Origin of the sequence: Serratia inhibens, from assembly GCF_003591175.1 — a bacterium.
Lineage (GTDB): Bacteria > Pseudomonadota > Gammaproteobacteria > Enterobacterales > Enterobacteriaceae > Serratia > Serratia inhibens.
Window position 1 is genome coordinate 18348 of the sequence record NZ_QYYG01000008.1, and the last position, 26963, is coordinate 45310.

The 26963-nt window shown below is 57.1% G+C and carries 26 protein-coding genes; 13 read left to right on the plus strand and 13 right to left on the minus strand.

The window, feature by feature from the left end; all coding sequences use genetic code 11:
* Position 1 precedes the first annotated feature (1 nt).
* The 3 genes from D4100_RS20185 to D4100_RS20195 are packed head-to-tail and all read right to left on the minus strand — an operon-like array spanning position 2 to position 3276.
* Complete coding sequence (locus D4100_RS20185) at positions 2-1078, minus strand: Gfo/Idh/MocA family protein (RefSeq protein WP_119805104.1); 1077 nt, start codon at positions 1076-1078, stop codon at positions 2-4.
* Positions 1068-2327, minus strand: coding sequence for an MFS transporter (locus tag D4100_RS20190; protein WP_119805105.1), 1260 nt, complete (start codon positions 2325-2327; stop codon positions 1068-1070). Before D4100_RS20190 ends, D4100_RS20185 begins: the two co-directional genes overlap by 11 nt.
* A 31-nt stretch (positions 2328-2358) precedes the next feature.
* Entirely contained in the window at positions 2359-3276 is a 918-nt protein-coding gene (locus tag D4100_RS20195; protein ID WP_119805106.1) for a GNAT family N-acetyltransferase, read from the minus strand.
* Positions 3277-3518: 242 nt separating this feature from the next.
* Between D4100_RS20195 and D4100_RS20200 the strand changes: the two genes are divergently transcribed.
* Entirely contained in the window at positions 3519-4499 is a 981-nt protein-coding gene (locus D4100_RS20200) for a LacI family DNA-binding transcriptional regulator (RefSeq protein WP_119805107.1), read from the plus strand.
* A gap of 58 nt (positions 4500-4557) precedes the next feature.
* Here the strand turns inward: D4100_RS20200 and D4100_RS20205 are convergent, their stop codons facing one another.
* Positions 4558-5340, minus strand: a complete 783-nt coding sequence (locus D4100_RS20205; RefSeq protein ID WP_119805108.1) for a PhzF family phenazine biosynthesis protein — start codon at positions 5338-5340, stop codon at positions 4558-4560.
* 10 nt (positions 5341-5350) lie between these two features.
* The gene (locus D4100_RS20210; RefSeq protein WP_006319018.1) at positions 5351-5953 is read right to left on the minus strand and encodes a LysE family translocator; all 603 of its coding nucleotides are present in this window, start codon (positions 5951-5953) and stop codon (positions 5351-5353) included.
* Between the two features lie 118 nt (positions 5954-6071).
* Between D4100_RS20210 and D4100_RS20215 the strand changes: the two genes are divergently transcribed.
* From D4100_RS20215 to D4100_RS20225, 3 genes are all read left to right on the plus strand, one after another.
* Positions 6072-7052: a hydrolase gene (locus D4100_RS20215; RefSeq protein ID WP_006319019.1), complete on the plus strand. Its 981-nt coding sequence runs from the start codon at positions 6072-6074 to the stop codon at positions 7050-7052.
* Positions 7049-7282 carry a YheU family protein gene (locus D4100_RS20220; RefSeq protein ID WP_006319020.1) on the plus strand — a complete coding sequence of 78 codons (234 nt, stop codon included), beginning with the start codon at positions 7049-7051 and terminating at the stop codon, positions 7280-7282. Before D4100_RS20215 ends, D4100_RS20220 begins: the two co-directional genes overlap by 4 nt.
* A gap of 150 nt (positions 7283-7432) precedes the next feature.
* Entirely contained in the window at positions 7433-8302 is an 870-nt protein-coding gene (locus D4100_RS20225; protein ID WP_004951251.1) for a phosphoribulokinase, read from the plus strand.
* Between the two features lie 45 nt (positions 8303-8347).
* On the opposite strand, the gene D4100_RS20230 is transcribed toward D4100_RS20225, so the two are convergent.
* Positions 8348-8755 (minus strand): OsmC family protein, encoded by a 408-nt coding sequence (locus D4100_RS20230; RefSeq protein ID WP_006319021.1) that lies wholly within the window; start codon positions 8753-8755, stop codon positions 8348-8350.
* Positions 8756-9134: 379 nt separating this feature from the next.
* Here D4100_RS20230 and crp point away from each other — a divergent pair, with 379 nt between their 5' ends.
* The gene (gene crp, locus D4100_RS20235) at positions 9135-9767 is read left to right on the plus strand and encodes a cAMP-activated global transcriptional regulator CRP (RefSeq protein WP_004090925.1); all 633 of its coding nucleotides are present in this window, start codon (positions 9135-9137) and stop codon (positions 9765-9767) included.
* Positions 9768-9821: 54 nt separating this feature from the next.
* Complete coding sequence (locus tag D4100_RS20240) at positions 9822-11897, plus strand: YccS/YhfK family putative transporter (protein ID WP_119805109.1); 2076 nt, start codon at positions 9822-9824, stop codon at positions 11895-11897.
* Between the two features lie 38 nt (positions 11898-11935).
* On the opposite strand, the gene argD is transcribed toward D4100_RS20240, so the two are convergent.
* From argD to D4100_RS20255, 3 genes are all read right to left on the minus strand, one after another.
* The gene (argD, locus tag D4100_RS20245) at positions 11936-13153 is read right to left on the minus strand and encodes a bifunctional acetylornithine/succinyldiaminopimelate transaminase (protein ID WP_006319029.1); all 1218 of its coding nucleotides are present in this window, start codon (positions 13151-13153) and stop codon (positions 11936-11938) included.
* A gap of 131 nt (positions 13154-13284) precedes the next feature.
* The gene (locus D4100_RS20250; RefSeq protein WP_006319031.1) at positions 13285-13860 is read right to left on the minus strand and encodes an aminodeoxychorismate synthase component II; all 576 of its coding nucleotides are present in this window, start codon (positions 13858-13860) and stop codon (positions 13285-13287) included.
* Between the two features lie 105 nt (positions 13861-13965).
* Positions 13966-15492 carry a helicase HerA-like domain-containing protein gene (locus tag D4100_RS20255; protein ID WP_119805110.1) on the minus strand — a complete coding sequence of 509 codons (1527 nt, stop codon included), beginning with the start codon at positions 15490-15492 and terminating at the stop codon, positions 13966-13968.
* Between the two features lie 229 nt (positions 15493-15721).
* On the opposite strand from D4100_RS20255, the gene D4100_RS20260 reads away from it, so the two are divergent.
* The gene (locus D4100_RS20260) at positions 15722-15991 is read left to right on the plus strand and encodes a hypothetical protein (protein WP_004951261.1); all 270 of its coding nucleotides are present in this window, start codon (positions 15722-15724) and stop codon (positions 15989-15991) included.
* 17 nt (positions 15992-16008) lie between these two features.
* On the plus strand, positions 16009-16287 hold the full coding sequence (locus D4100_RS20265; RefSeq protein WP_119805111.1) for a type II toxin-antitoxin system RelE/ParE family toxin: 279 nt from the start codon (positions 16009-16011) through the stop codon (positions 16285-16287).
* On the opposite strand, the gene btsR is transcribed toward D4100_RS20265, so the two are convergent.
* The 3 genes from btsR to ppiA all read right to left on the minus strand — a co-directional run bounded on the left by btsR (position 16288) and on the right by ppiA (position 19427).
* Positions 16288-17013: a two-component system response regulator BtsR gene (btsR, locus tag D4100_RS20270; protein WP_006319049.1), complete on the minus strand. Its 726-nt coding sequence runs from the start codon at positions 17011-17013 to the stop codon at positions 16288-16290.
* Positions 17013-18698 (minus strand): sensor histidine kinase, encoded by a 1686-nt coding sequence (locus tag D4100_RS20275; RefSeq protein ID WP_119805112.1) that lies wholly within the window; start codon positions 18696-18698, stop codon positions 17013-17015. Before D4100_RS20275 ends, btsR begins: the two co-directional genes overlap by 1 nt.
* Positions 18699-18857: 159 nt before the next feature.
* Positions 18858-19427, minus strand: coding sequence for a peptidylprolyl isomerase A (gene ppiA / locus D4100_RS20280; RefSeq protein WP_006319053.1), 570 nt, complete (start codon positions 19425-19427; stop codon positions 18858-18860).
* Positions 19428-19781: 354 nt separating this feature from the next.
* Here ppiA and D4100_RS20285 point away from each other — a divergent pair, with 354 nt between their 5' ends.
* The 5 genes from D4100_RS20285 to D4100_RS20305 all read left to right on the plus strand — a co-directional run bounded on the left by D4100_RS20285 (position 19782) and on the right by D4100_RS20305 (position 25431).
* Positions 19782-20120: a PTS lactose/cellobiose transporter subunit IIA gene (locus D4100_RS20285; protein ID WP_006328508.1), complete on the plus strand. Its 339-nt coding sequence runs from the start codon at positions 19782-19784 to the stop codon at positions 20118-20120.
* Entirely contained in the window at positions 20117-21424 is a 1308-nt protein-coding gene (locus D4100_RS20290) for a 6-phospho-beta-glucosidase (protein WP_119805113.1), read from the plus strand. Before D4100_RS20285 ends, D4100_RS20290 begins: the two co-directional genes overlap by 4 nt.
* A 96-nt stretch (positions 21425-21520) precedes the next feature.
* Positions 21521-22501: a LacI family DNA-binding transcriptional regulator gene (locus D4100_RS20295; RefSeq protein ID WP_043912473.1), complete on the plus strand. Its 981-nt coding sequence runs from the start codon at positions 21521-21523 to the stop codon at positions 22499-22501.
* A gap of 248 nt (positions 22502-22749) precedes the next feature.
* Positions 22750-23934, plus strand: a complete 1185-nt coding sequence (gene tsgA, locus D4100_RS20300) for an MFS transporter TsgA (protein WP_006319059.1) — start codon at positions 22750-22752, stop codon at positions 23932-23934.
* Positions 23935-24279: 345 nt separating this feature from the next.
* Positions 24280-25431 (plus strand): Fic family protein, encoded by a 1152-nt coding sequence (locus D4100_RS20305; protein WP_119805114.1) that lies wholly within the window; start codon positions 24280-24282, stop codon positions 25429-25431.
* A gap of 54 nt (positions 25432-25485) precedes the next feature.
* On the opposite strand, the gene D4100_RS20310 is transcribed toward D4100_RS20305, so the two are convergent.
* Positions 25486-26754: a cytosine deaminase gene (locus D4100_RS20310; protein ID WP_269465878.1), complete on the minus strand. Its 1269-nt coding sequence runs from the start codon at positions 26752-26754 to the stop codon at positions 25486-25488.
* Between the last annotated feature and the right edge of the window lie 209 nt (positions 26755-26963).

The window sequence follows — 26963 nt, forward strand, 5'->3', positions numbered from 1 at the left end:
ATTACCTCCCTAGCATTACCGTTCTTTGGCTGCGTACCGCTTCGTCCGCCGCCAGCACCACACGCAAGCTGTTTAACGCATCCTGCCAATGTCGGCCGAGATCCAGCCCGCCCCGTATTGCCTGAAGAAAATAGCGCTGCTCGCTCAGGCACAATGCCAGATGGTCCGGCTCATCCTGGCAATCAATCCAGCGATCCGGCCGTACAAACTGATTGTTTTCATCCAATGCCGCATGATGAATGCGCAGCGATTCCGTACGAGTATGGGCGTCGACGTTATCGGACGCCCCCGCCGCCGTGTGGCGTGCAACGATCGAAATCGCGCCTTTCGGCCCAATCACGTCTTTCACGAAGAAGGCCGTTTCGCTGATCATTGGCCCCCAGCCAGCCTCATACCAGCCCACAGAACCGTCGGCGAAGCGCACCTGCAACTGGCCGTAGTTGTACATACCCGTTGGCAACTCTTCGCTAAGCCGCGCACCAATGGCACTGACGCTAATCGGTTCCGCCTGCGTCATCTGACACATCACGTCGAGGTAATGCACTCCGCAATCGACAATCGGTGACAGCGACTGCATCAGGTTGCGATGCACGTCCCACATCCGGCCGTGGCTCTGCTGATTAAGGTTCATGCGCATCACCAGCGGCTTACCCAGCCCGCGCGCCAGTTCCACGAATTGCTGCCATGACGGGTGATGACGCAGGATATAGCCCACCACCAGCTGCCGTCCGGCCGCACGCGCCGCCGCGATCACCCGCTCGGCGCCGGCCACGGTAGTGGCGAGCGGTTTTTCAATGAACAGGTGGCAGCCTGCAGCCAGAGCGGCCAGCGCATAAGCCTCATGGGTATCGGGCCAGGTGGTCAGACAGACAGCATCCGGCCGCGATGCCGCCAGCGCCTCGCTGAAGTCACCGTACTCCGGGTAACCGCCGCCCAGCAGGGCATTGAGCCGACGACGCGAATCACCGCGCGCCACCAATCCGCAAATCTCGACCCCCTCCAGAGAGTGATAGGCTGCGGCGTGTGACGCCCCCATATTGCCGCAGCCCACCACCAGCACGCGTAAATCAGCCGTCACGTTTCTCCCCCTCCGGAGTTTCCCGGTAGTTGAAAGTGAAGAAGAACAATGCCGCGATCACCAGAGCGCCGATGGCCGGATACCACCAGAAGTTTTGCCACTGCGGCAACGCCGCCGCCCCTTCCGCAGTCACCATGCGATTGAACAGCGCACCGCTGATCTGCGAACCGATCAACATGCCAAGGCCGTAAGTAAACAGCACCAGCAGGCTCTGAGCCTGACCTTTCACCTTGTCGCCTGCCACCTTGTCGGTGTAGATAAATCCGATCACAAAGAAGAAGTCGTAACACATGCCATGCAAGATGATGCCGAGGTAGATCATCCAGCGCAGCTCTTCGGTGATACCCAGCGCGAACATCACGTAACGCAGGCACCACGACAGCATGCCAACCAGCAACATCACCTTGATGCCCAAACGGACAAACAGGAACGGGATCAACAGCATAAAGAACAGTTCGGACATTTGCCCGAGCGACATCACGCCACCGACATTGGTGAATCCGGTTGCCGCCACGAAGGGCGCGGCATAAGCGTAGTAAGCCGCCAGCGGGATCGAAATCAGCGTGGCGCAGATGATAAACACCAGGAAATGGCGCTGTTTGAGCATGGCGAAAGCATCGGCGCACAGCAGGTCGCGCATTTTCACCGGTTTACCGCGTTCCGGCGCCGGGGTGTGCGGCAGGGTAAAGCTGTAAATGCCCAACGCCAGCGAGGCCGCCGCCGCCAACGTGAAGATGCCGGTACTGTCCGACAGGCCGCTGGCGCCGACAATCAACCCGGCGACAATCCAGCCCAGGGTGCCGAACGCTCGCACCACCGGGAAAGCTTTATCACTGTTGCTCAGGCTGTAAAACGCGACGTTGTTGCTCAGGGCTATGGTCGGCATATAGCAAAGCATATAGCCGAAGATAATCCACAGCAGGCCACTCTGACCGGAGGAAAAGAAGCCGGGCATCAGCCACAGCAACCCCGCGCCGATCAAATGCAAGATGCCCAGTACCTTCTGCGAAGCGAAGAAGCGATCCACCACCATGCCAAGCACGAAGGGTGACAGGATCGAGGCAATCGGCCCCGTGGAATAGGCATCACCTATGATGGCCGCCAGCCCGTATTTGCCCATTACCACGCCAAGCGTGACGTACCAGGCGCCCCAGACAAAAAACTGCAGAAACATCATCAGCGCCAACCGCGGCACCGCCCATTTGAATGCGACACTTCCGGCCCTCAGGACCACGCTGTCAGTTTGCATAACTCCCCCATCGGTATTGTTGTGATGTTGTCTAACCGCTTTCCGGCAGGAAGGACGGCATAACCACACCGCCGGGTTGCTGCGCTCGGCCTTTCACCTGCGCCAAATGTAATTCGCAAATCCGCCCGCCCCACTGCAACAGCACCTGGCTGAGAGCGGAACGTCGCGCCGGCACCAGCACCACCGGCACGCTGCCGCGATGATGACGATCCAGCATCCAGCCCAGCAGTTCGAGGGCAATCTCTTCGCTGTGGCAGCAACCCGGCCCGAGCAAACGTGAGGCCGGATGCGCCACCGAAGCCAGATAGCCGCCAATGCCGCCATCAAGCTCCCACACCGCGACGCGCCATAGCCCGCTCGCGTCATTAAGGAAATAGTCGATATCGTTTCGGCGTTCGATACCCAGCAGTTCACGCTCCAGCAGCAGGATGCCGGGCAAATCTTCCGGCCGTGCGGCGCGCACCCGACCGCGCGTCAGCCGGGGAAATGAAAAGCCCTGCGCCGGTACCGCTATCGCCATGTCCTGATAAACGGCATAGGGTGCAAAACCGGCGCGGTGATACAACGCATAGGAATCCAGATTCAGCGCGCTGGACAGCAGCCGCACCGGCAGATCGCCCGCCAATTCGTCGGCCTTGGCCAGCAACTGCGCGGCGATGCCGCAACCAAAGTAATCCGGATGAACATTCATGATGCCCAGCCCGAGATGAGTGTCACGCGGGTGGAAGAAACAGGAACCGCAAAGCACGCCTCGCTCGTCGCGGGCAATCCAGTGATGCCCGCGGTCCAGTCGATGGTAAATATCAACAAACAATTCGCAGCTGTCCGGCCCGGCGGGGAAAATAGCCTCCCGGCCATGGCGCTGATACCAGGTATTGGTCGAAAGATGAATCAGCCGAGCAATCTCACTGCGATCGCCACTTTCCGCCGGCTTCAGTTGCACTCGCATTCGCCACCTCTTTTCGGTTCTGAACTGAGCGAAATGATGCGAAATCGTAAAATGTAATCGATTTCATTTTCACCATGAGCAAAATGTAATCGATTTCTTTTTTTCAGCAACCTGATTAATGTAGGGAGAGGCATTCATTATTTGAATTTGTAAGCAACGTCACAAACCTGAGGTCGGGGTCATACTTTATCCCGAGCTTCGGCATATTGTGCGAGGCAAATGGGCAGAAGGAACAGCAAACCATGTCGATCGAAAAAGTGGCGAAAATGGCCGGAGTTTCCGCAGCCACGGTATCGCGGGTATTGAACGGCCAGCAGATCGTCAAACCGGTCACCCGGGAAAAGGTGCTGGCGGCAATCCGCGAATGTGATTATCAGCCCAATCTGCTGGCACGCCAGCTGCGCACCTCCCGCAGCCGTATGCTGCTGGTGCTGGTATCCAGCATCACCAATCCCTTCTGTTCGCTGGTGGTGCGCGGCATCGAGGAAGAGGCCGAACGTCACGGTTACCACATTCTGTTGTGTAACTCCGAATCCAATCCGACAAGGGAATCCGCTTACCTCAGCCTGCTAAGCGGCAAGGTGGTCGACGGCGTGATCACCATGGATGCCGTCAGTTGCCTGCCGGGCCTGACCGCCATGATCGGCGACTTTCCCTGGGTGCAATGCGGCGAAGGCGATCCTGACTTCCGCGCGTCCTCCGTGACCATCGATAACCATCAAGCCGCCGTTGCCGGCGTACGTCATCTGGCAGATCGGGGCCGCCGACGTATCGCATTGATCAACAGCGATATGCGCTACCTCTATTCGCAACAGCGGGAACAGGGCTACCGTCAGGCGCTGACCGATTTGGGACTGGAATATTGTCAGGTGGAGTACGTAGAGGGGCTGGAGTATGCCGCCGGCGCACAGGCGATGGCGCGCCTGTTGAGCGCCGAACAGCGGCCCGACGCGGTTTTCGCCATCTCGGACGTGATTGCCGGCGGTGCGATGAGCACCTTGCACCAGCAAGGATTGCGCATTCCCGAAGACGTCGCGGTGATGGGTTTCGACGGCGTGCCGTTCGGCGCTATCACCACCCCGCCGTTGACCACCATCGAACAACCTATGCATCAGTTTGGCATTCGCAGCGTGCAGCTATTGCTGGAGAAAATTAAAAACCCGCAGTTACCGCCGAGCAATGAAGTGCTGACATGGCGCCTGATAGAGCGAGGTTCAGGCTGAACGCCCGACGTCGGCGGCACGCGTTCCCCGCACCTTGCACCAGCGGTGCCGTGAATCCTTAAGGCGTGATATCTCCACGTAAAAACGTCCGTGCATAGCCGCCAATCAGCGTGCGATCGCCTTTCCATTCGCAAAACAGCTCACCGCCGCGGGCGGAAATCTGCCGGGCATGCAGTTTATGGCGCCCCAGGCGTGCAGCCCAATAAGGTGCCAGCGAGCAGTGCGCAGAGCCGGTCACCGGGTCTTCGCCGCCGTCGAGGGTAAAATAACGCGAGACAAAATCTACCTTTTCACCCGGGGCACTGACGATGACCGCGCGGCCGGCCAGCGCGATTAACGCCGGAATATCCGGCTGCAACGCCCGCACCTGAGCTTCGCTATCCAGCAACACCAACAACGCGGTGGCCTGCCATACGTCCTGCGGTTTCACGCCGAGCAGCGCCGTCAACCCGGCCGGCTCTGCTACCTTTTGCGGTAATCGCGAAGGGAAATCCAGGATCAACCGCTCGCCGTCGTCGGCATCACGCTTGACGTACAGCTCACCGCCGACCGAGCGGAAACGGATATCCTGCAGCGCCGGATTCATCGCGCTGAACATCACATGTGCCGCCGCCAGCGTACCGTGGCCGCAGAGATCCACCTCACGCTGCGGGGTGAACCAGCGAATCGCCGACATATCGCCATCGTCCCAGACAAAACTGGTTTCCGGCAGGCACAGCTCATTGGCAATGGCCTGCATCTCGGCAGTCGACAACGGTTGTTTCAGCAGGCATACACCCGCCGGATTGCCACGCAAGCCTTCACCGGTAAACGCCACTACGTGGAAGTAATTTTCCGCCATCCGCAATTCCTTAATGCCAGATAAGTAACACGCAGGCCGCAGTTAACAGCCCCATGGAAAGGTTAAAAATGATCCAGGCCTTTTTGCTGCGCAGCAAACGGCCAATCACCGTGCCGAACCCCAGCCAAATCACCCCGGCTACGACATTCACCACGAAAATACCCAGCGCAATCGCCAGAATAGAAGCGTTATATTTATCGCCCGCCAGACTGAAGCTCGCCACCGCGCCCAATGCCATCAGCCAGGCCTTGGGGTTGAGGAACTGCAACAGCCAGCCCTGATACAACCCTATAGGCTGCGGCGGCGCCACGTCGGTTTCCAGCTTTTCATAGGCGGCGGTAGCGACTTTCCACGCCAGCCATAACAGATACAGGCTGCCGAGGACTTTCAGGAGCAGGTGCAGCGCAGGGTAAACCAAAATCAGGCTACCGACGCCGAATGCCACCAGCAGCAAAATGCTTTGCATGCCGAGCATAATGCCCATCATCAACAGCAGTGAGCGCATAAAGCCAAAGTTGGCGCCGGAGGTGGTCAGTAACATATTGTTGGGGCCAGGCGTGATCGCGGCCACCCACAGGAAGCCTAACATCGAAAGAAATAAACTCGGTTCCATGAAGCGGGTGCTCCTCACCCGGGGTGTTTTTTGCAGTATTATTGTTAACTAATGGTATTGAAGCTAACAGTGCGCTATTGATCAGACAATAGCCGCCAATAAGATTTTTACTCAGGTTATGCATGAATCCTTTCGCCCTTTGACCGGGGCCAGTAACCCACATTTGCAAACGCTGCTGCCACGGCTGGTGCGCCGCCGCGTGCGGTTGAAACCGCACTGGCAGCGGCTGGAATTGCCCGACGGCGATTTTGTCGATCTCGCCTGGAGCGAAGATCCGGCGCAGGCCGCCGGCAAGCCGCGCGTGGTGCTGTTTCATGGGCTGGAAGGCAACTTCTACAGCCCCTATGCCCATGGTTTGCTCAGCGCCTGGCGTGAAAAAGGCTGGCTCGGGGTCGTTATGCATTTTCGCGGTTGCAGCGGCGTACCGAACCGCAAACAACGCATCTATCACTCCGGGGAGACGGAGGATGCACGATTTTTTCTGCGGTGGCTGCGTGCCACCCACGGCGAAGTGCCGACGGCGGCGGTTGGCGTCTCGCTCGGCGGCAACATGCTGGCCTGCTACCTGGCGCAGCAAGGGGCAGACAGCCTGTTGCAGGCGGCGGTGATCGTGTCCGCACCGCTGATGCTGGAGCCCTGTTCATTGCGAATGGATCAAGGGTTCTCGCGCGTTTATCAGCACTATCTGCTCGGGCAATTGAAACAAAACGCCACCCGCAAGCTGCTGCACTATCCCGACACCCTGCCGCTCAAACTGCCGCAACTCCGGGCGCTGCGCCGTATCCGAGATTTTGACGATGTCATAACCTCACGCGTCCACGGCTTCAGCAACGCCACCGATTACTACCGCCGTTGCAGCGCGCTGCCGCTGTTACCGGCAATTCAGACGCCGCTGCTGATCATCCATGCCAAAGACGATCCCTTCATGACCGACGCAGTGATCCCCGACATCGCCAACCTGCCGCGCAACATTGAATACCAACTGACCGAGTTTGGCGGCCACGTCGGCTTCGTCGGCGGCAGTTTGAACAAACCCCACATGTGGCTGGAATACCGTATTCCATCCTGGCTTTCCCCTTATCTGGAACCCGCAACGTGATTATCCCCTGGAAAGAACTGGAAACCGAGACCCTGAACAGCCTGATCGAATCCTTTGTGCTGCGCGAGGGCACCGACTACGGCGAACACGAACGTTCGCTGGAGCAGAAAGTGGAAGACGTTCGCCGCCAGTTGCAAAACGGCGAGGTACTGCTGGTATGGTCAGAACTGCATGAAACCATCAACATCATGCCGCGCGGACAGTTCCGCGCCGGGCAGGAAGAAATTTAGTGCCTGCCGGTTCTATGACTGACGGAAAAAATCAGGTAACAATGAACCATTGCAAACCCGCGCGCGGAATTTTGCCCTTGGCGAAAGGGCGTCAAACAGACCAATAACCCTACTCTGACGCCGGCGCATTTAACACGGAGTGACAACCACATGTCCGCCAAACATCCCGTTATCGCAGTGACCGGCTCCAGCGGCGCCGGCACCACCACCACCAGCGTAGCGTTTCGCAAGATATTCCAGCAGTTGAACATCCGCGCGGCGGAGCTGGAAGGCGACAGCTTCCACCGCTATACCCGGCCGGAAATGGACGCGGCGATCCGCAAAGCGCGCGATCTGGGTCGTCATATCAGCTATTTCGGGCCTGAGGCCAACGACTTCGGCCTGCTGCAACAGAGCTTTATCGAGTACGGCAAGAACGGCACCGGACGGTCGCGCAAGTATCTTCATACCTACGACGAAGCGGTACCCTATAACCAGGTACCCGGCACCTTTACGCCGTGGGAAGCGCTGCCGGCGCCGACCGACGTGCTGTTCTATGAAGGGTTGCATGGCGGCGTGGTTACCGAACATACCGACGTGGCCAAACATGTCGATCTGCTGGTCGGCGTGGTGCCAATCGTTAACCTGGAATGGATCCAAAAGCTGATCCGCGATACCGGCGAGCGTGGCCATTCCCGTGAAGCGGTGATGGATTCTGTGGTGCGTTCGATGGAAGACTATATCAACTACATCACGCCGCAGTTCTCGCGCACCCACATCAACTTCCAGCGCGTGCCGACGGTCGATACCTCCAACCCGTTCGCCGCCAAAGCCATTCCTTCACTGGATGAAAGCTTCGTGGTGATTCATTTCCGTGGGCTGGATCAGATCGATTTCCCTTATCTGCTGGCGATGCTGCAAGGCTCTTTTATCTCGCACATCAATACGCTGGTAGTGCCGGGCGGCAAGATGGGGCTGGCGATGGAGCTGATCATGGCGCCGCTGGTGCAGCAACTGCTGGAGGGCAAAAAAATCGGGTAATGGGCCGGAGTGCGGCGGCAGGCCGCGCCCCTTTATTCTTGCGCTTTACGCCACGTCGCGGATTTCAAAGCTGTGGGTCACGCTGGCGGCCTTGTTCAGCATCAGCGATACCGAGCAATATTTCTCGGCGGAGAGGTTCACCGCACGTTCAACGATCTTGTCCGTCAGATCCTTACCGGTCACGATAAAATGCAGGTTGATATGGGTAAATACGCGCGGCGCTTCTTCACGCCGTTCGGAGGTCAGTTTCACCTCGCAATCACGCACGTCATTCCGCCCTTTTTTCAGGATCGACACCACGTCGATAGCGCTGCATCCGCCCACCGACATCAGCACCATTTCCATTGGGCTGGGCGCTTTATCACCGGCGTTGCCATCCATCAATACCTGATGGCCGGACGAGGACTCCCCCAGAAACGTCAACCCTTCTACCCACTTAACTCTTGCCCGCATGCTGGTCACTCCGGTTAATTTCTTAAAATCAGGGTACGCTTTCGCATAGAAACTGGCAACGGAACCTGATGCTAATCATGTGCGAGCAAGACAACACGAGACACTCGCCTCACTCTGTGCTACAAACAGAGCCGCAATAAATCTTTCCGGGACACTGATTTCAGGGAAACTCCCAGAGAAAGGCTCCTTTACCGGTATGTTAATAGAATGTAGCTTGCAGCTCTCCCGGCAAGTTAATATGCTAGAGCGACAGCGTATATTTATGACACGCCTCAAAACCTGCTGCCAGCCACCCTTAAAACAACGGCGACAGCACGTTTTACAGGGAACTCTGACCCCTGTGACACAAGGCAGCGATAACAACAGAGGATAACAGCGAATGGTTCTCGGCAAACCGCAAACAGACCCTACACTCGAATGGTTCCTGTCTCATTGCCATATCCACAAATATCCATCCAAAAGTACGCTGATTCACCAAGGTGAAAAAGCCGAAACGCTTTACTACATCGTAAAAGGCTCCGTCGCGGTGCTGATTAAAGATGAAGAAGGTAAAGAGATGATCCTGTCCTACCTTAACCAGGGGGATTTCATCGGCGAGCTTGGATTATTTGAAGAAGGCCAGGAGCGTAGCGCCTGGGTCAGGGCGAAGACCGCCTGTGAAGTGGCTGAGATTTCTTACAAGAAATTCCGCCAGCTGATTCAGGTCAACCCGGACATCCTGATGCGCCTGTCAGCGCAGATGGCAAGCCGCCTGCAAGTAACCTCAGAGAAAGTGGGTAACCTCGCCTTCCTGGACGTTACCGGCCGCATCGCGCAAACGCTGCTGAACCTGGCGAAGCAGCCCGATGCCATGACTCACCCAGACGGCATGCAGATCAAAATCACCCGCCAGGAAATTGGCCAGATCGTCGGTTGTTCACGTGAAACCGTCGGCCGCATTCTGAAAATGCTGGAAGATCAAAACCTGATCTCCGCCCACGGCAAAACCATTGTCGTTTACGGCACGCGTTAATCACTGAAAAAACGGCGCGATGATTCGCGCCGTTTTTTTATGCCCCGACCGATCATGTGGCGTCGACTGATTTACCACCCGGAAGTCAATTACGCACTGCGGCAAACGCTGGTGCTGTGTCTGCCGGTGCTCCTTGGCCTGCTGATCGGCCACCTGCAACTCGGCCTGCTGTTTTCCCTGGTTCCCGCCTGCTGCAACATCGCCGGGCTGGACACGCCCCACAAACGTTTTTTCAAACGCCTGATCGTCGGCGGCTCACTGTTCGCACTCAGCAGCCTGTTGCTGCAGCAGGCATTGCTGTGGCAACTGCCGCTGCCGGCGTTGATGCTCGGCCTGGCGCTGCTGCTCGGCGTCAGCGGCGAAATCAGCCCGTTGCATGCCCGCCTGCTCCCCGCCGCGTTGATCGCCGCCATCTTTTCTCTCAGCATGGCCGGCACGGTGCCGCTGTGGTACGCCCCCTTACTGTATGTGGTGGGTACCGCCTGGTACGGCCTGTTCACCTGGTTCTGGTTCAAGCTGTGGAAAGAACAGCCGATGCGCGAATCGCTGAGCCAGCTTTATCTGGAACTGGCCGACTACTTTGAAGCCAAGTATTCCCTGTTAACCCAACATACCGATCCGCAAAACGCGTTACCGCCATTGCTGGTGCGCCAGCAAAAAGTGATGGACCTGATCAGCCTGCTGTATCAGCAACTCAACTTTTTGCCGCACGCCAATAATCTCGAGCAAAAGCGCCTGCAACGGACCTTTCAGGTCGCGTTGGATCTGCAGGAACACATTACCGTCAGCCTGCACCTGCCGGAAGAAGTGCAAAAGCTGGTGGAGCAAAGCCAGGCCGAGGCGATTATCCGCCGCAATGCGCAGGTGATTGCCGGCCGGCTGCGCACGGTGGCGCACGATATTCTCTACCATCAATACTCCCAGCGCTTCAGTATGACCCACGAGCTGGCGGCCCTGGAGAAAGTGGCCGCACAACACCCCGACAACCCGGTGGGCCAGTTCTGTTACTACCACTTCAGCCGTATCGCGCGCCTGCTGCGCACCCAGCATCCGTTATACCGTCGCGACCTGATGGCCAATCAAAACCGCCTGCCGTTCTGGCCGGCACTGTTCAGCTACCTGTCGCTCAAGTCCAATGCCCTGCGCAATGCGGCCCGGTTAGGAGTGATGTTGGCGGCAGGCAGTAGCCTGGGCATGTTTTTCAATCTGCCAAAACCTTACTGGATCCTGCTGACCATCATGCTGGTGAGCCAGAACGGCTACAACGCCACCCGGGTACGCATCCAGCACCGTGCGCTCGGCACATTGGCCGGGCTGGTGATCGCCGCCGGGTTGCTGCAGTTGCAAATGCCCGAGGGCGCTACCCTGAGCGTGATGTTGGTCATTACGCTGGCGGCCTATCTGGTTGCGCGTAAAAACTACGGGCTGGCGGTGATAGGCTTTACGGTGACGGCGGTCTATACCCTGCAACTGCTGGCGCTGAACGGCACGCATTTCCTGATACCTCGTCTGATCGACACTCTGATCGGCTGCGTGTTGGTGTTCAGCGGCACCATCTGGCTGTGGCCACAGTGGCAAAGCGGCCTGCTGCGCAAGAACGCCCATCAGGCGCTGGAGAAAGATCAACAGGCGCTTCGCCTGCTGCTGGAAGAGCAGGAACCCGATCCCAGCGCGCTGGCTTACGCGCGCATGCAGGTGAATCAGGCGCACAACGCGCTGTTCACCTCGCTCAACCAGGCGATGCAGGAGCCGGGGTTTGAATCCAGCTATCTGGCAGATATGCGCCTGTGGGTGACGCACAGTCAATTCATTGTCGAACACCTGAACGCCATGACCATTCTGGCGCGCGAGCACTATATGCTGACGCCAAAGCTGGCGCAGGAGTATCTGCAAACCTGTGAGATCGCGCTGCAAAGCTGCCAGCAGCGGCTGGAATACGACGGGCCGAGCGGCAGCAACAGCATCATGCAGCCACCGGATTTACACCCGGAAATGCCGGTCACCGAGATGGAGCGCCACCTGCGCCGCATCCTGTCCCACCTGAGCGTCATGCACACCATTTCGTCGCTGGCCTGGCGTCAGCGCCCGCATCACGGCATCTGGCTGAAACGCAAACTGCGCGATCAATAAGGGCGCCCTGCGGCGCCCCTTGTCATTCCTGGATGGAATTAAGCGTTAATCACGTCCTGCACCGCCAGTTCAAACAGTGCCATGCCATCCTCGATGTCTTTCAGTTCCACGACCAGAGAAGGGGCAAAGCGGATCACATTAGGGCCGGCGTTGAGGATCATCAGCCCACGCGCGGCCGCGGCGGTGAGGAAATCGCGCGCCTTGCCGTGATACGGTGGCGTCAGTTCAGCGCCAATCAGCAACCCCATGCCGCGAATGTCGCTGAAAATACCGTATTTCTCGCCAATTTCCCGCAATGCCTGCACGTACAGATGATGACGCTGTTCGATGCCGCTCAGCACTTCCGGGGTATTGATCACGTCCAGCGCCGCTTCCGCCACCGCACAGGCCAGCGGATTACCGCCGTAAGTGGTGCCATGGGTACCCACCTGCATCACCGAAGCAATCTCTTCGGTGGTCAGCATGGCGCTGACCGGGAAACCGCCGCCCAGCGCTTTGGCGGTGGTGAGGATATCCGGCGTCACGCCATAATGCATATAGGCGAACAGCTTGCCGCTGCGCCCCATGCCGCTTTGCACTTCGTCGAACACCAGCAGCGCTTGGTGCTTATCGCACAGTTCGCGCACACCTTTGAGGAATTCGGCGTCCACCGGAGTTATCCCGCCTTCGCCCTGGATCGGCTCCATCACCACCGCACAGGTATGGTCGTCCATCACCGCTTTTACCGCCGCCAGATCGTTGAACGGCACGTGCACGATATCCGCCGGTTTTGGGCCAAAACCATCAGAATACTTGGCCTGCCCGCCCACCGAAACGGTGAACAGCGTGCGCCCGTGAAAGGCGTTATAAAACGCGATGATTTTGGTTTTATACGGACTGTGGCGGCTAATGGCGTAGTGACGCGCCAGCTTGAAGGCCGCTTCATTGGCTTCCGCGCCTGAGTTGGCGAAAAACACCCGATCGGCAAAAGTGGCATCAATCAGTTTGCCGGCCAGCCGCAACGCCGGCTCATTGGTGAAGACGTTGCTGGTATGCCACAAGGTTTCCCCCTGCTGCTTCAGCGCCTCAACCAAGGCAGGATGGCAATGCCCTAACGCCGTGACCGCAATGCCGCCGGAGAAATCGATGTACTCTTTCCCCTGCTGATCCCACACGCGGCTGCCTTTGCCCTTCACCGGGACAAACTGGGCAGGTGCATAAACAGGCAAGATAACCTGATCAAAAGTGCTGCGGCTTACTGGGTATTTTTCGGTCATTATGGGGTCCACCCTAAAATTGATTCGGTACTTTCACTGCCATTAAGTGAAAATATAATCACAAAATATGCATAAAAAACCAATAAAGGGCAAACGCAAATCGTCTTCGTCGGCAAAAAAAAACTAACTGATTAACTTTTAAGGAAATTATCCAGCAGTTGGTGACCCTGCTCGCTCAAGATGCTCTCAGGATGGAACTGCACCCCTTCCAGTGCCAGCTGACGGTGGCGGATGCCCATGATTTCATCGCGAATACCGTCGCGCTCGCTCCAGGCAGTGACTTCGAAGCAGGCAGGCAGCGTGGCGGCTTCCAGCACCAGCGAGTGGTAGCGGGTAACGGTCAACGGGTTGTTCAGCCCGCGAAATACGCCGCTGTCGAGATGGCGGATCGCTGAGGTTTTACCGTGCATCACCTCGCGGGCGCGCACCACCTTTGCACCAAACGCCTGGCCCAGCGCCTGATGCCCCAGGCAAACGCCGAGGATCGGCAGCTTACCGGCAAAATGACGGATCGCGGCCAGCGAGATGCCGGCTTCGTTCGGGGTGCAAGGGCCAGGGGAGATCACCAGACGCTGCGGCGCCAGCCGTTCGATATCGGCCAGTTGCAGCTCATCGTTACGCTTCACCAGCACCTCGGCGCCTAATTCGCAGAAGTACTGGTAAAGGTTATAGGTAAAAGAGTCGTAGTTATCGATCAACAGCAGCATAGTGTTTCCAACGGACATCATCGTAGGGGGCAAGTATCTCGCCCCGATTTACACGGGCGCAGTATACAACGCCCCTGCAATACTGCCGCTATCGATAATTTCCGCTTACTTTTTACGGCCGCCCATGATCGAACCCAGCACGCCGCGCAGGATCTGGCGGCCGAGATCGCGCGCCATGCTCTTGGCGGCGGTCTGGACAATACCGTCGCGCTTGCCGCCGCGCGGGCCGGTGGAGCCGAACAGAATTTCGTTCAGGCCGCCCATCAGGCCACCGCCCGCCTGCTGCTGCGCCTGCGGTTGTTGCGCCGATTGGCCCGGCTGCGGGCTGCCGACGGTGGCGAACCCTTCCGACGACAGCTTCTCATAAGCCGATTCGCGATCGACCATATCCTCGTAGCGGCCATACAGCGGTGACTTGTTAATTGCGCTGTTTAGCCCTTCAGCCCCCAGCATGCCCATTTTGGACTCCGGCGCGATCACCATCGCACGCTCCACCACGTTAGGCCGCCCTTTCTCGTCGAGGAATGACACCAGCGCCTCGCCCACGCCCAGTTCGGTGATCGCCGTTTCCGCGTCGAAAGCCGGGTTGGCGCGCAGGGTTTGCGCTGCGGCTTTCACCGCTTTCTGATCGCGAGGGGTAAAGGCGCGCAGGGCATGCTGCACGCGGTTGCCCAACTGACCAAGCACGCTGTCCGGGATATCCAACGGGTTTTGGGTGACAAAATAGATGCCGACGCCTTTGGAGCGGATCAGGCGCACCACCTGCTCGATTTTGGTCAGCAGCGCTGCCGGCGCATCGTTGAACAGCAGGTGCGCTTCGTCGAAGAAGAACACCAGTTTCGGCTGTTCCGGGTCGCCCACTTCCGGCAGGTGTTCGAACAATTCGGCCAGCAGCCACAGCAGGAACACCGAATACAGCTTCGGTTGATTGATCAGCTTGTCCGCCGCCAGCAGGTTAATGATGCCATGGCCGTTGGCGTCGGTTTTCATCAGGTCGTTGATGTCCAGCATCGGCTCGCCGAAGAACTGATTGGCGCCCTGCTCCTCCAGCGTGAGCAGGCCGCGCTGAATAGCGCCGACCGAGGCGGAAGAGATATTGCCGTACTGGGTCTGGAACTGTTTGGCGTTGTCGCCCACGTATTGCACCATGGCACGCAGGTCTTTCATGTCCAGCAACAACAGCCCATTGTCGTCGGCGATTTTGAATACCAGTTGCAGCACGCCGCTTTGCACATCGTTCAGATCCAGCAAGCGCCCTAACAGCAGCGGCCCCAGATCGGAAACGGTCGCACGGATCGGGTGGCCCTTCTCGCCATAGATATCCCAGGGAATGATGGTGCAGGCCTGTGGCTGCCAGTCGCTAACCCCAATCGCCGACAGACGCGCTTGCAGCTTTTCGGAGGGCACGCCTTCGGTGCCGATCCCCGACAGATCGCCCTTCACGTCCGACAAGAACACCGGTACGCCGATACGCGAAAACTGCTCGGCCATTCTTTGCAGCGTCACGGTTTTACCGGTCCCGGTCGCGCCGGTAATCAGGCCATGGCGATTCGCCAAAGCGGGCAGGATCGCCAGATCCTGTACCGGTTTCCCGTCCTTCATCGCTTTGGCGATAATCCGTGCTTCACTCATTTTCTTTTCCTTTGACGCTGACCCGGCGCGAAAAGCGCCTGTTGATGTCAATAAAGCTATAAGCGCGGCGTAACCCCGTCAAGGACAAACAAAAAGGGCGTCATCAAGACGCCCATAAAGCCAATAATTTCAGAATCTGCTGATCCTCGTACTGGCAGTTTCTACCTGCTTGAACAATAAGCCACCGGTGATATAGTAAGATTTACGTTGTATATACGAGGTCATTATCATGTCTGAATCTACCGTGGTTATCCGAGTGGATGAGGAATTAAAAATCGCCTTTGCCAGCGCTGCCAAAGCAGCTGATCGCACCGCATCTCAGTTGCTGCGTGATTTCATGCGTGATTTTGTCAGTCGGCAAACTCATCAGAAAGAGTATGAGCAGTGGCTACAGGAAAAAGTGGATTTGAGCCGTAAAGCGCTTAATGAAGGAAAAATCACTGATAATGAAGCAGTTGAGGCCTACTTCGCTGAACGCAGGTCAAAACTGATAAGGTAATGCGATAAGGAAATATCGTGACACTCAAGTGGACGGAACCCGCGATTGCCGATCGTATGGCAATTTATGATTACCTGGAAACAAAGAATCCGGCCACAGCTATAGAAATTGATAGCTTGATTTCGGCAGATGCGACACGACTCTCACAAAACCCATCCAGTGGAAAACCAGGCCGAGTGCCCGGTACGCGTGAAATGGTTATTCATCATTCCTATTTTCTGGTTTATGAATTAATCAACGGATTAATCATTATGCTGGCCGTAGTTCATGCCCGCCGTCAGTGGCCCGCCAATTAATCATCCCCGCAGCCCCAGCTCTTCCTTCAGGGCTTTCAGGTAGCGACGGCTGACCGGCACCGGTTCACCGGCCGGCATGATCATCTCCGCCGCACCGCTGTCCTCGAAGCGAATTTCGCGCACCTGCTCCAGATTGACCAGATACTGGCGGTGGCAGCGCACCAGCGGCGTACGGAGCTCCAGCGTCCGCAGCGTCAGCTCGGTGAAACACTCCATGCCGTCATTGCGCACCACAAATACCCCGCTCAACCGCGAACGGACAGCCACCACCTCGTCAAAACGCAGCAGGTAGATGCGGCTGTGGCCGGTGCAGGGAATGTATTTCAGATAGCCGGCACTCTCATCCAGTGCGGCGACATTCTGCTGCCCACGGTGCTGCTGCAGGCGCTGCAGCGTTTTGCTCAACCGCTTCGGCTCCGCCGGTTTCAGCAGATAATCAAACGCATGTTCTTCAAAAGCCTGCACCGCGTACTCGTCGTAGGCGGTCAGGAATACGATATGCGGCATGCGGTTGGGATCGAGCATCCCCACCATCTCCAGCCCGGTGATGCGCGGCATCTGAATATCCAGGAACACCACGTCCGGCTGCAGACGGTGGATCCCACTGATGGCTTCTATCGCGTTGGCGCATTCGCCGACGATGCAGATGCCGTCTTCCGCCTCCAGTAAATGCCGCAGGTTATCGCGTGCGGAAGGTTCGTCATCGACAATCAGTACGTTTAACATCAGGCAACCCTCGCCAGCGGTACGTTGAGCGTAATGCGGGTGAATGTTTGCGGCTCGCAGGCTACCTGAACGCCATAACCGTCGCCGTAGCGTACGCGTATACGCTTATCCACCAGGTTCATCCCCAGCCCGCTGTTGTTCGGCTGCGGCTGGAACAAGCCAGCGTTATCAGTCACTTGCAGCAGCAGGCACGCCCCCTCGCGCCGCGCACCGATATCAATCCGTCCCACGCCCAACAGTTGCGACGTGCCGTGCTTGATGGCGTTCTCGACGATCGGTTGCAGCGAAAAGGCCGGCAACCGCACCGCCAACAGTTCTGCCGGCAGCGAAACCGCGATCTCCAGCCGATCGGCAAAACGCGCCTGCTCAATTTGCAGGTAGGCGTTCACGTGTTCAAGCTCGTCCGCCAGGCTGACCTCGTCATCCGAACGTTTCAGGTTTTTGCGGAAAAAGGTGGAAAGATACTGCACCAGCTCACAGGCCCGTTCGCCATCACGCCGGATCACCGCCACCAGCGTATTCAGGGCGTTAAACAGGAAGTGCGGGTTAACCTGTGCATGCAGCAGCTTGATTTCGGACTGCGCCAGCAGCTGTTTATGGCGCTCATACTGCCCGGCCATAATCTGCGCGGACAACAGGCTGGCGATACCCTCGCCCAGCGTACGATTGATGGTGCTGAACAACCGACTTTTGGGCTCGTACAGCTTGATGGTGCCGATCACCCGCTGATTCTCGCCGCGCAGCGGGATCACCAGGGTCGAACCCAGCTTGCAGTTGGGGTTGATCGAGCAGCAGTAGGAAAGCTCGTTACCGTCGGCGTACACCACTTCGTTGTTATCGATAGCGCGGTGCGAATGCCCCGATGAGATCGGCGTGCCCGGCAAATGGTGGTCATCGCCAATGCCGATAAACGCCAGCAGCTTCTCGCGATCGGTTATCGCCACCGCGCCAATGCCCAGTTCCTGATAGATCACCCGCGCCACCTTCATGCTGTTTTCCTGATCGAACCCCTGCCGCAGAATACCTTCGGTGCGTTCGGCAATCTTCAGCGCCTTGGCGGAAAACGCGCTGGTGTATTTCTCGAACATCGCCCGCCGGTCCAGCAGGATTTGCATGAACATCGCCGCCCCCAGGGTATTGGCGATCAACATCGGCAAGGCAATGTGCTCCACCAGCCGCAGCGCCTCGTCGAAAGGCCGCGCAATCGCCAGAATAATCGCCATCTGCAACACTTCGGTGACCAACGCCACGCCGGCGACAAACAACGGATTAAACAGCAGGTCGATACGTCTGTGACGCATGGCGATGCTGTGTACCAGCCCGCCGACCAACCCTTCCGCTACCGTGGATACCGCGCAGGCAATGTCGGTCATGCCGCCCAGCGTATAACGGTGCAGACCTCCGGTCAGCCCCACCAGAAAACCGACCGAAGGCCCGCCCAGCAGGCCCCCCAGCACGGCGCCGATGGCGCGGGTATTGGCTATCGAGCCTTCGACGTGCAGGCCGAAATAGGTGCCCATGATGCAGAACACCGAGAAGATGAGGTAGCACAACAATTTATGCGGCAGCCGGATGGTCACCTGCGTCAGAGGAATAAATAGCGGGGTTTTGCTCAGCAAATAAGCAATGACAAGATAAACGCACATCTGCTGCAACAACAGCAGAACCTGGGTAAATTCAAACATGGCAGCCGCTCATTCCGAGAGAAAACAAAGGCAAAACGCCGGGTTTCCGGTCTGATTATAAGCGGGCTATTAAAACATGCGGCGGGGAAGAAAACAGTGATGCAGGCAAAGCTTCGGAAGGAAGGAATGGCCGACCCCGGCGGGATCGGCGCAAAAAATTTATGGCAGCACTTTGGCTGACAAGATGACGATAGGCTTGCTCGGCACATTCTGGTACGGGCCCACATTGCCGGTCGGCGCCTGGGAAATTTTGTCCACCACGTCCATACCCTTAACCACTTTACCGAATACCGCATAACCGAAGTCGCGCTGGCCGTGATCCAGGAAGGCGTTATCCGCCACGTTCAGGAAGAACTGGCTGGTGGCGCTGTCTTTATCGGCAGTACGCGCCATCGAGATGGTGCCGCGCAGATTGCGCAGGCCGTTATCGGCTTCGTTCTTGATTGGCGCGTTAGTGGTTTTTTGCTGCATATCCGCAGTAAAACCGCCGCCCTGAACCATAAAGCCCGGGATCACGCGGTGGAAAACGGTGTTGTTGTAATAGCCGCTGTTCACGTAGTCGACGAAGTTCTTGGTGGAAACCGGAGCCTTCTGACTGTCGAGCGCCAATTCGATATTCCCTGCCGAGGTGGTCAGCATGACATGAGTTTCACCGGCGGCGAGCGCAGCGGGTGTCATTGCTGTCAGGGAACACAGCGCAACGAAGGTCACTAAAGTACGTTTGAACATTAACGGGTCCTTTCTCTGAGAGACAAACAACGGAAAAGCGCTTTGATTCTAAAGAGCTGTACCTGCGAGTGCCAGCCATTTACCTATATTTACGCAATTGAGGGGGCATATCTTGGCCAGCCGCAGTTTTTACTGCCAAAAGTATGATCGCCGATACCCTTTTTGCCAACTGCATCACGCCTTTTTTGCCCTTTTCACACCTTCGTCGTTTTTTGCGACACAACTCCCGGTTTAGTTCTCGATTCCCGTTACTCTAGACAAATGAGAGCGCTCTCATTTTAGAGAGACCGAGTTAACGCAGGTCCGCCGGCACCGCTGTCGCGCGATAACAGGAGAAATAACGTGAGTGAATTGATGACTGAAATCAGCCCCGATTTTGAAAGCACCATCATGGAACTGTTGGTGTTCTCCGGTGGTGCCCGCAGCAGTGCCCTGATGGCGTTGCAACAAGCGCGTGCCGGGGACTTTACCGCTTCAGCCAAACACATGGCCGAATCGAAACAGTCGGTGAAAAAGGCGCATCTTATCCAGACCCAGTTGATCGGCCTGGATGAAGGCTGCGGCAAACTGGCCATCAACCTGATTACCGTACATGCTCAAGACCACCTGATGAACGCCATGGTGATCCAGGATCTGGCGGACGACATGATTGAACTTTACCGCCGTCAGGCACTGTTGGAGACTCGCGCATGAATTCGTTGAAAATCGCCGTTATCGGCGGCGGCAGCAGCTATACGCCAGAGTTGGTCGATGGGTTGATCCAACGCATCGAAGAACTGCCGGTGACCGAATTGGCGCTGGTAGACGTTGAACCGGGCCGCGAGAAGGTAGAGATCATCGCCGCGCTGACCCGCCGCATGCTGGCGCGCAATGGGCTGGAACAGGTGAAGGTCAGCGTGCATTTTGAGCTGGATGACGCCATTCGCAACGCCCATTTCGTCCTGACCCAGTTTCGCATCGGCCAGTTGCCGGCGCGCGCCGCCGACGAACGTCTCGGCCTGAAATACGATTTGATCGGCCAGGAAACTACCGGCGTGGGCGGCTTCGCCAAAGCGCTGCGCACCATCCCGGTCATGCTGGATATTGCGCGCAGAGTGGAAAAACTGGCGCCGGACGCCTGGATCATTAACTTCACCAACCCGGCAGGCATCGTCACCGAAGCGGTCTCCCGCTACACCAAAGCGAAAATTATCGGCCTGTGCAACGTGCCAATCAGCATGCACCACATGATCGCCACTATGCTAAAAAGCCCCTATGAAGACGTGCAGCTGCAGTTCGCCGGGCTGAACCACATGGTGTGGGTACATCAGGTGCTGCAAAACGGCCATGACGTGACCGCCAGGGTGATCGACATGCTGTGCGACGGTGCAGCGCTGACCATGAACAACATCAAGGAAGAGCCTTGGCAACCGGACTTCCTGCGCGCCGTAGGTGCTATCCCCTGCCCGTATCATCGTTATTTCTACCAGACCAAAGAGATGCTGGCCGAAGAAGTGACCGCGGCGGCCGAGCGCGGCACCCGTGCCGAACAGGTGATGAAGGTAGAGAAAGAGCTGTTTGAGCTGTATGCCGATCCTCAGCTCGACAGCAAGCCTGAACAGCTGAGTTTTCGCGGTGGATCATACTATTCGGAAGTGGCGCTGGAGCTGATTCGTGCGATCCATAATAATCTCGGTACGCAATTAGTCGTCAATACCGCAAACCGGGGCGCCATTCGCGGCTTACCGGACGATGCCGTGATAGAAATCAACTGTATCGTCGATGCGCAAGGTGCGCACCCGCTGACCTTCGGCACGCTGCCGGACGCCATGCACGCACTGACCCAGCAGGTGAAGGCCTATGAGCGCCTGACCATCGAAGCCGCAGTGCATGGCGATCGCCGCAGCGGGCTGCTGGCGCTGGTCACCAACCCGCTGGTGGCCAATGCCAACGTAGCGCAACCGCTGCTGGAAGACGTGCTGGCGGTGAATGCGCCTTATCTGCCGCAGTTTAAATAACCGTCTGACGGGACGCGGTTGCTGATACATTGCTATACCTATATGCAGGGGTTCGGTACGCCGAACCCGGTTCAAGCCGTAATCAGGAGTCGGATGATGGTGACACTGGAAGATGTCGCAGCTTTGGCGGGCGTGTCCCGCGCCACCGTGTCACGCGTAGTGAATGGCGATACCAACGTTAAAGCGCCGACCCGCGAGAAGGTTGAACGGGCGGTAGCTCAACTCGGCTATACCCCCAATCCCGCCGCCCGCGCGCTGGCTTCCAGCCACAGCAATACGCTGGGCCTGGTCACCACCTCGTATCGCGGCGGTTTCTTCGGCGCGCTGATGGACTTTGTGCAAACCGAGGCGGAATCCCAGGGTAAACAACTGCTGGTGACCCAGGGCCGCAACAGTGCGGAAAACGAATGGCGGGCGATCCAGCGGCTGTTCAGCCTGCGCTGTGACGGAGTGATCCTGCATGTGCGTTTCCTCAGCGACGATCAACTGCGCCAATTGGCGGCGGAGCAACGCTGCTTTGTGCTGCTCGATCGCCTGGTGCCCGGTCTGGAAGACCGCTGTGTCACCTTTGATCACCCGCTCGCCAGCCGCATGGCGACGCAGCAGTTGATCGATGCCGGCCACCGGCGCATTGCCTGCATCAGCGGCCCAAGCGAACGGGCTTCCAGCCGGCTGCGGCTGCAGGGTTTCGAACAGGCGATGCAGGCCGCGCATATCAAGCCGCTGGCCTGCGTGGAAGGCGTTTACGACCTGGAGAGCGGCTACCGCTGCACCGACCGGCTGCTGCAACTGCAAACCTTGCCTACCGCCATTTACTGCTGTAACGAAGAGATGGCCATCGGCGCATTGTTGGCGCTCAACGAGCACCGCCTGCGAGTGCCGCAAGATATCTCGCTGATCTGTTACGACAGCGGCGAACGCGCCCCCTTCGTTCGGCCGGCGCTGAGCAGCGTACATTTTCCGATTACCGAAATGGCGCAATACGCCACGCGGCTGCTGATTGATCCCGCCACGCCGCACATCAGCTTCGCGCCGACGATCGTCAGCCGCGACTCGATTGTGACGATAAGCAAATAGATCACAAAAAAATTTCACGACCTTTCATTGATTGCATCAAAAAGTCGACAACCATCACAAAAACTCCCGTTGTCTGTGCTAGGATCCGCTCCCTGGTGGCCTGATCGGGACTTTTCCGCTTTTACCAGGAAAAGCCAGCGGCCTTAACCCAGCGTTATACCCTATGAATTTCAAATTGCAGCTGGGCGCCCAACTGCGGTCTGAAAGGCGACGGGAATAATCCTAACAGACATAATCAGGCCCATATAATGAATGACAGCAACCGTCTACGGCTTACCTGGATCAGCTATTTTTCTTACGCGCTGACCGGCGCTTTAGTTATCGTCACAGGGATGGTGATGGGGAACATTGCGGAGTACTTTAATCTGCCGGTTTCCAGCATGAGCAACACCTTTACTTTCCTTAACGCCGGCATCTTGATTTCGATCTTCCTCAACGCCTGGTTGATGGAAATCATTCCGCTGAAGCGTCAACTGATGTTTGGCTTTATCCTGATGGTGCTGGCTGTCGCCGGGCTGATGGTGACCAAGAGCCTGACGATGTTCTCCCTGTGCATGTTTATCCTTGGCGTGGTCAGCGGTATCACCATGTCGATAGGCACCTTCCTGATCACCCATATGTACGCCGGCCGCCAGCGCGGTTCCCGCCTGCTGTTCACTGACTCCTTCTTCAGCATGGCCGGGATGATCTTCCCGATTGTCGCCGCGATGCTGCTGGCGCGTCAGATCGGCTGGTACTGGGTGTATGCCTGCATCGGCCTGCTGTACGTAGGTATCTTTGTGCTGACCCTGTTCTCCGAGTTCCCGGTGCTGGGCAACAAAGGCGCCAATGCCGGCCAGCCGGTAGCAAAAGAGAAATGGGGCATCGGCGTGCTGTTCCTGTCGATCGCCGCGCTGTGCTATATCCTCGGCCAGTTGGGCTTTATCCAATGGGTGCCGGAATACGCCACCAAATCCTTCGGTATGGACCTTGGCCAGGCCGGTAAGCTGGTGAGCGATTTCTGGACTTCGTACATGGTTGGCATGTGGGTGTTCAGCTTTATTCTGCGCTTCTTTGACTTGCAGCGCATCGTCACTGTTCTGGCCGCTCTGGCGACCGGCGCGATGTACCTGTTCGTCAGCACCGACAATCCGCAACACCTGGGTTACTACATTATGGCTCTGGGCTTCGTTTCCAGCGCGATCTACACCACGCTGATCACCCTCGGCTCGCTGCAAACCAAGGTGTCTTCACCGAAGCTGGTTAACTTCATCCTGACCTGCGGCACCATCGGCACCATGCTGACCTTCGTGGTCACCGGCCCGATCGTGGCCAAAGGCGGTGCACACGCTGCGCTGACCACCGCCAATGGCCTGTACCTGGCGGTGTTCGTCATGTGTCTGCTGCTCGGTTTCGTGACCAAGCACCGCAGCCACGGTCACGTGACGCACTAATCTGCCGTCAGTGATGTGAAAAAGCATTTCGGCGTGATGGCGTTCAGTTAAGCAAAAATGCTTGACCATCATTGCAAAAAATCAAAGTCCGGTGAGCCTCCCTCACCGGACTTTTTACATATGCCGGCGGGCACAATGAGGTTATGCCACCGACAGTTGCCAATTCAGCACCTCCGATCACCGCCTCCGCTTGCTGTTCCGCAAAACTCTGGGCTCGTAAACATGGAGCAATAAGCGTTTTGCCACTCGCTATCAAGACCTCAACTAATTAAAGCGACTTTTAATGAGCATCCATGTTATTAAAGAGTTGTTTAATAATATTCATTCTTATTAAAGGAGAGTTTAATGAAGCGCATATCTGGCCGATTTGTGACAACCCAAAGTCATCAGGAAACCGTTAGTGCCTTTGTGCCCGCACCTTTACCACCATCTGCCCCTGACCTTAATTCCAAATCCTATCAAGAACTCAATCAGCGAGCTGAGCTTGCTCTGGCCAAACTATCGGGTATGACTGGCCTGGTGACATCCGGAGAGTGGCTCATCTACAGTGCAATACGGCGAGAAGCTTTACTCACTTCTCAGATTGAAGGGACTCAGGCGACGCTGACAGATGTTTTTGATGAAGAAGCCGGATTGTCTGTAACAAATGCGAATGATGTAGAGGAAGTCACCCGGTATCTACAGGCGTTCAGGTTTGTCCGTGAGCAGATACTCTCCCCGTCTGGATTACCTGTCTCGGTCCGCTTGCTCACTGAAGCCCACAAAGTGCTTCTGGATGGCGTTCGTGGTGCAAATAAGCAGCCGGGTAGTATACGAACCAGTCAAAACTGGATTGGCGGCACACGCCCAGGCAATGCAGCCTATGTTCCTCCGCCGCCAGAGCATGTCTCCGATTTACTGGCAGATCTGGAGATTTTTATACACGATGAAAACCCAACCTTACCACCACTGGTGAGGATAGCTTTGGCGCATGCCCAGTTTGAAACTATTCACCCTTTTCTTGATGGTAATGGTCGTATAGGTCGTCTGCTAATCGCCATGTTACTTGAAACATGGAAGCTTTTGCCCGAGCCATTATTGTATGTGTCGGGTTATCTGAAGGCGCATCAGGCGGAGTACTATCGTTGTTTATCTGAAATCAGGAACAATGGAGACTGGGAATCGTGGGTGATTTTCTTTCTTGAAGGCGTTGAAATAGCTGCGGAGGAAGCACAACGAAGCATCATTCAGATAGCTTCGCTGATCGCAACCGACAGGAAAAAAGTTCTCGGAACCGCATCAAGTACATTACAAACATTGCGCCTTTTTGAGTTATTACCAACAATGCCAAAATTGACCGTGGAACGCGCTCAGGCGGAGTTAGCCGTTTCCTTCCCTACAGCCAACGCCGCCATCAAAGCGCTGGAAAATGCAGGGGTACTGATGGAGACGACAGGCCGCCTGAGAGGCAAAAGCTACGTCTACCAGACCTACGTAGATATATTGCGCAATGATTAAAAACAAAGTGTGATATGGCTTTTGTAGCAAAAGATAAAGAGTAATGCCCAAGCTTTAGCGCCGGAAATCTACCTTCTCATCCTGTGCCAGATACAGCGTGGTTTCCGCCGGCCGGGTCTCGGCAATCACCGCCCCCTGACGAATCGAATAGCGTACAGGGGTCTGGCGGCGTACCGCATCGAAACCGCTTTCCGCCGGCAGGATCACCAGGTTGGCGCTGTTGCCCGCCGCCAGGCCGTAATCGGTCAGGTGCAGGGTGCGCGCGCTGTGGCTGGTGATCAGTTTCAGCCCGTCGTCAATTTGGCCATATCCCATCAGTTGGCAGACGTGCAGCCCCATGTGCAGGACTTGCAGCATATTGGCGGTTCCCAGCGGATACCAGGGATCGAAGACGTCGTCGTGGCCAAAGCAGACGTTAATCTCCGCCTCCAGCATTTCTTTCACCCGCGTGATGCCGCGCCGTTTCGGGTAACTGTCGAAACGCCCCTGCAGGTGAATATTGACCAGCGGATTAGCGACAAAGTTAATGCCGGACATTTTCAACAAACGGAACAGCCGCGAGGTGTAAGCGCCGTTGTAAGAGTGCATCGCCGTGGTATGGCTGGCGGTGACCTTGTCGCCCATATCCAGCTTCAGCGCCAGCGCCGCCACGGTTTCGACAAAACGCGACTGCTCATCGTCAATCTCATCGCAGTGCACGTCCACCAGCCGATCGTACTTTTGCGCCAGCGCAAAGGCCTTGTGCAGCGATTCTACGCCGTATTCGCGCGTAAACTCGAAGTGCGGAATGGCCCCCACCACGTCAGCCCCCAACCGCAGCGCCTCTTCCAGCAATGCCTCGCCGTTGGGATAGGACATAATGCCCTCCTGCGGGAAAGCGACGATTTGCAGCGTTACCCAGGGCGCGACCTCCTGCTTCACCTCCAGCATGGCGCGCAACGCGGTCAGGGTCGGATCGGAGACGTCAACATGGGTACGCACGTACTGCACGCCGTTGGCGATCTGCCATTTCAGCGTCTGCCAGGCGCGTTGTTTGACGTCCTCATGGGTCAACATTGCCTTGCGCTCGGCCCAGCGTTCTATGCCTTCAAATAGAGTACCGGACTGGTTCCAGGCCGGCTGCCCGGCGGTCTGGGTGGTGTCCAAATGGATATGCGGCTCGACAAACGCCGGCAACGCCAGCCCACCCTGCGCATCAAGCACGTCGCTGCGCCACTCCTGCCCCTCAGGTTGCGGCACCAGATGGGCAATGCGCCCCTGCTCAATGGCCAGTTGCCACAGCCCTTCATGCCCGCTCAAACGCAGGTTGTCGATAAACTTCAATGGACTCTTGGCCACCCTTCACCTCTGCTGTTGCGGCTCGTTTTACTCATCATACTGGCAGCGGATCCGGCTGACAAAGCCGCAGAAGGTTTATTACTCCCTCAGCTACTCCTGCAGGGGTAAGGTTCGCGTCAACTGGCTCGTTTCAGCTAAAGGTGAATAAAAACCGCAACTTATCAAATATCGAGAAAAATCACCCATATACCACA

Bases quoted from the DNA above. Each gene is read 5' to 3' on its own strand.
- tsgA (WP_006319059.1), top strand. From the start codon at position 22,750: ATGAATGACAGCAACCGTCTACGGCTTACCTGGATCAGCTATTTTTCT.
- D4100_RS20230 (WP_006319021.1), bottom strand. From the start codon at position 8,755: ATGCGGGCAAGAGTTAAGTGGGTAGAAGGGTTGACGTTTCTGGGGGAG.
- D4100_RS20295 (WP_043912473.1), top strand. From the start codon at position 21,521: ATGGTGACACTGGAAGATGTCGCAGCTTTGGCGGGCGTGTCCCGCGCC.
- D4100_RS20195 (WP_119805106.1), bottom strand. From the start codon at position 3,276: ATGCGAGTGCAACTGAAGCCGGCGGAAAGTGGCGATCGCAGTGAGATT.
- D4100_RS20305 (WP_119805114.1), top strand. From the start codon at position 24,280: ATGAAGCGCATATCTGGCCGATTTGTGACAACCCAAAGTCATCAGGAA.
- D4100_RS20215 (WP_006319019.1), top strand. From the start codon at position 6,072: ATGCATGAATCCTTTCGCCCTTTGACCGGGGCCAGTAACCCACATTTG.
- argD (WP_006319029.1), bottom strand. From the start codon at position 13,153: ATGACCGAAAAATACCCAGTAAGCCGCAGCACTTTTGATCAGGTTATC.
- D4100_RS20210 (WP_006319018.1), bottom strand. From the start codon at position 5,953: ATGGAACCGAGTTTATTTCTTTCGATGTTAGGCTTCCTGTGGGTGGCC.
- D4100_RS20290 (WP_119805113.1), top strand. From the start codon at position 20,117: ATGAATTCGTTGAAAATCGCCGTTATCGGCGGCGGCAGCAGCTATACG.
- D4100_RS20250 (WP_006319031.1), bottom strand. From the start codon at position 13,860: ATGCTGCTGTTGATCGATAACTACGACTCTTTTACCTATAACCTTTAC.
- D4100_RS20205 (WP_119805108.1), bottom strand. From the start codon at position 5,340: ATGGCGGAAAATTACTTCCACGTAGTGGCGTTTACCGGTGAAGGCTTG.
- D4100_RS20240 (WP_119805109.1), top strand. From the start codon at position 9,822: ATGTGGCGTCGACTGATTTACCACCCGGAAGTCAATTACGCACTGCGG.
- crp (WP_004090925.1), top strand. From the start codon at position 9,135: ATGGTTCTCGGCAAACCGCAAACAGACCCTACACTCGAATGGTTCCTG.
- D4100_RS20275 (WP_119805112.1), bottom strand. From the start codon at position 18,698: ATGTTTGAATTTACCCAGGTTCTGCTGTTGTTGCAGCAGATGTGCGTT.
- D4100_RS20285 (WP_006328508.1), top strand. From the start codon at position 19,782: ATGACTGAAATCAGCCCCGATTTTGAAAGCACCATCATGGAACTGTTG.
- ppiA (WP_006319053.1), bottom strand. From the start codon at position 19,427: ATGTTCAAACGTACTTTAGTGACCTTCGTTGCGCTGTGTTCCCTGACA.
- D4100_RS20260 (WP_004951261.1), top strand. From the start codon at position 15,722: ATGTCTGAATCTACCGTGGTTATCCGAGTGGATGAGGAATTAAAAATC.
- btsR (WP_006319049.1), bottom strand. From the start codon at position 17,013: ATGTTAAACGTACTGATTGTCGATGACGAACCTTCCGCACGCGATAAC.
- D4100_RS20255 (WP_119805110.1), bottom strand. From the start codon at position 15,492: ATGAGTGAAGCACGGATTATCGCCAAAGCGATGAAGGACGGGAAACCG.
- D4100_RS20190 (WP_119805105.1), bottom strand. From the start codon at position 2,327: ATGCAAACTGACAGCGTGGTCCTGAGGGCCGGAAGTGTCGCATTCAAA.
- D4100_RS20200 (WP_119805107.1), top strand. From the start codon at position 3,519: ATGTCGATCGAAAAAGTGGCGAAAATGGCCGGAGTTTCCGCAGCCACG.
- D4100_RS20225 (WP_004951251.1), top strand. From the start codon at position 7,433: ATGTCCGCCAAACATCCCGTTATCGCAGTGACCGGCTCCAGCGGCGCC.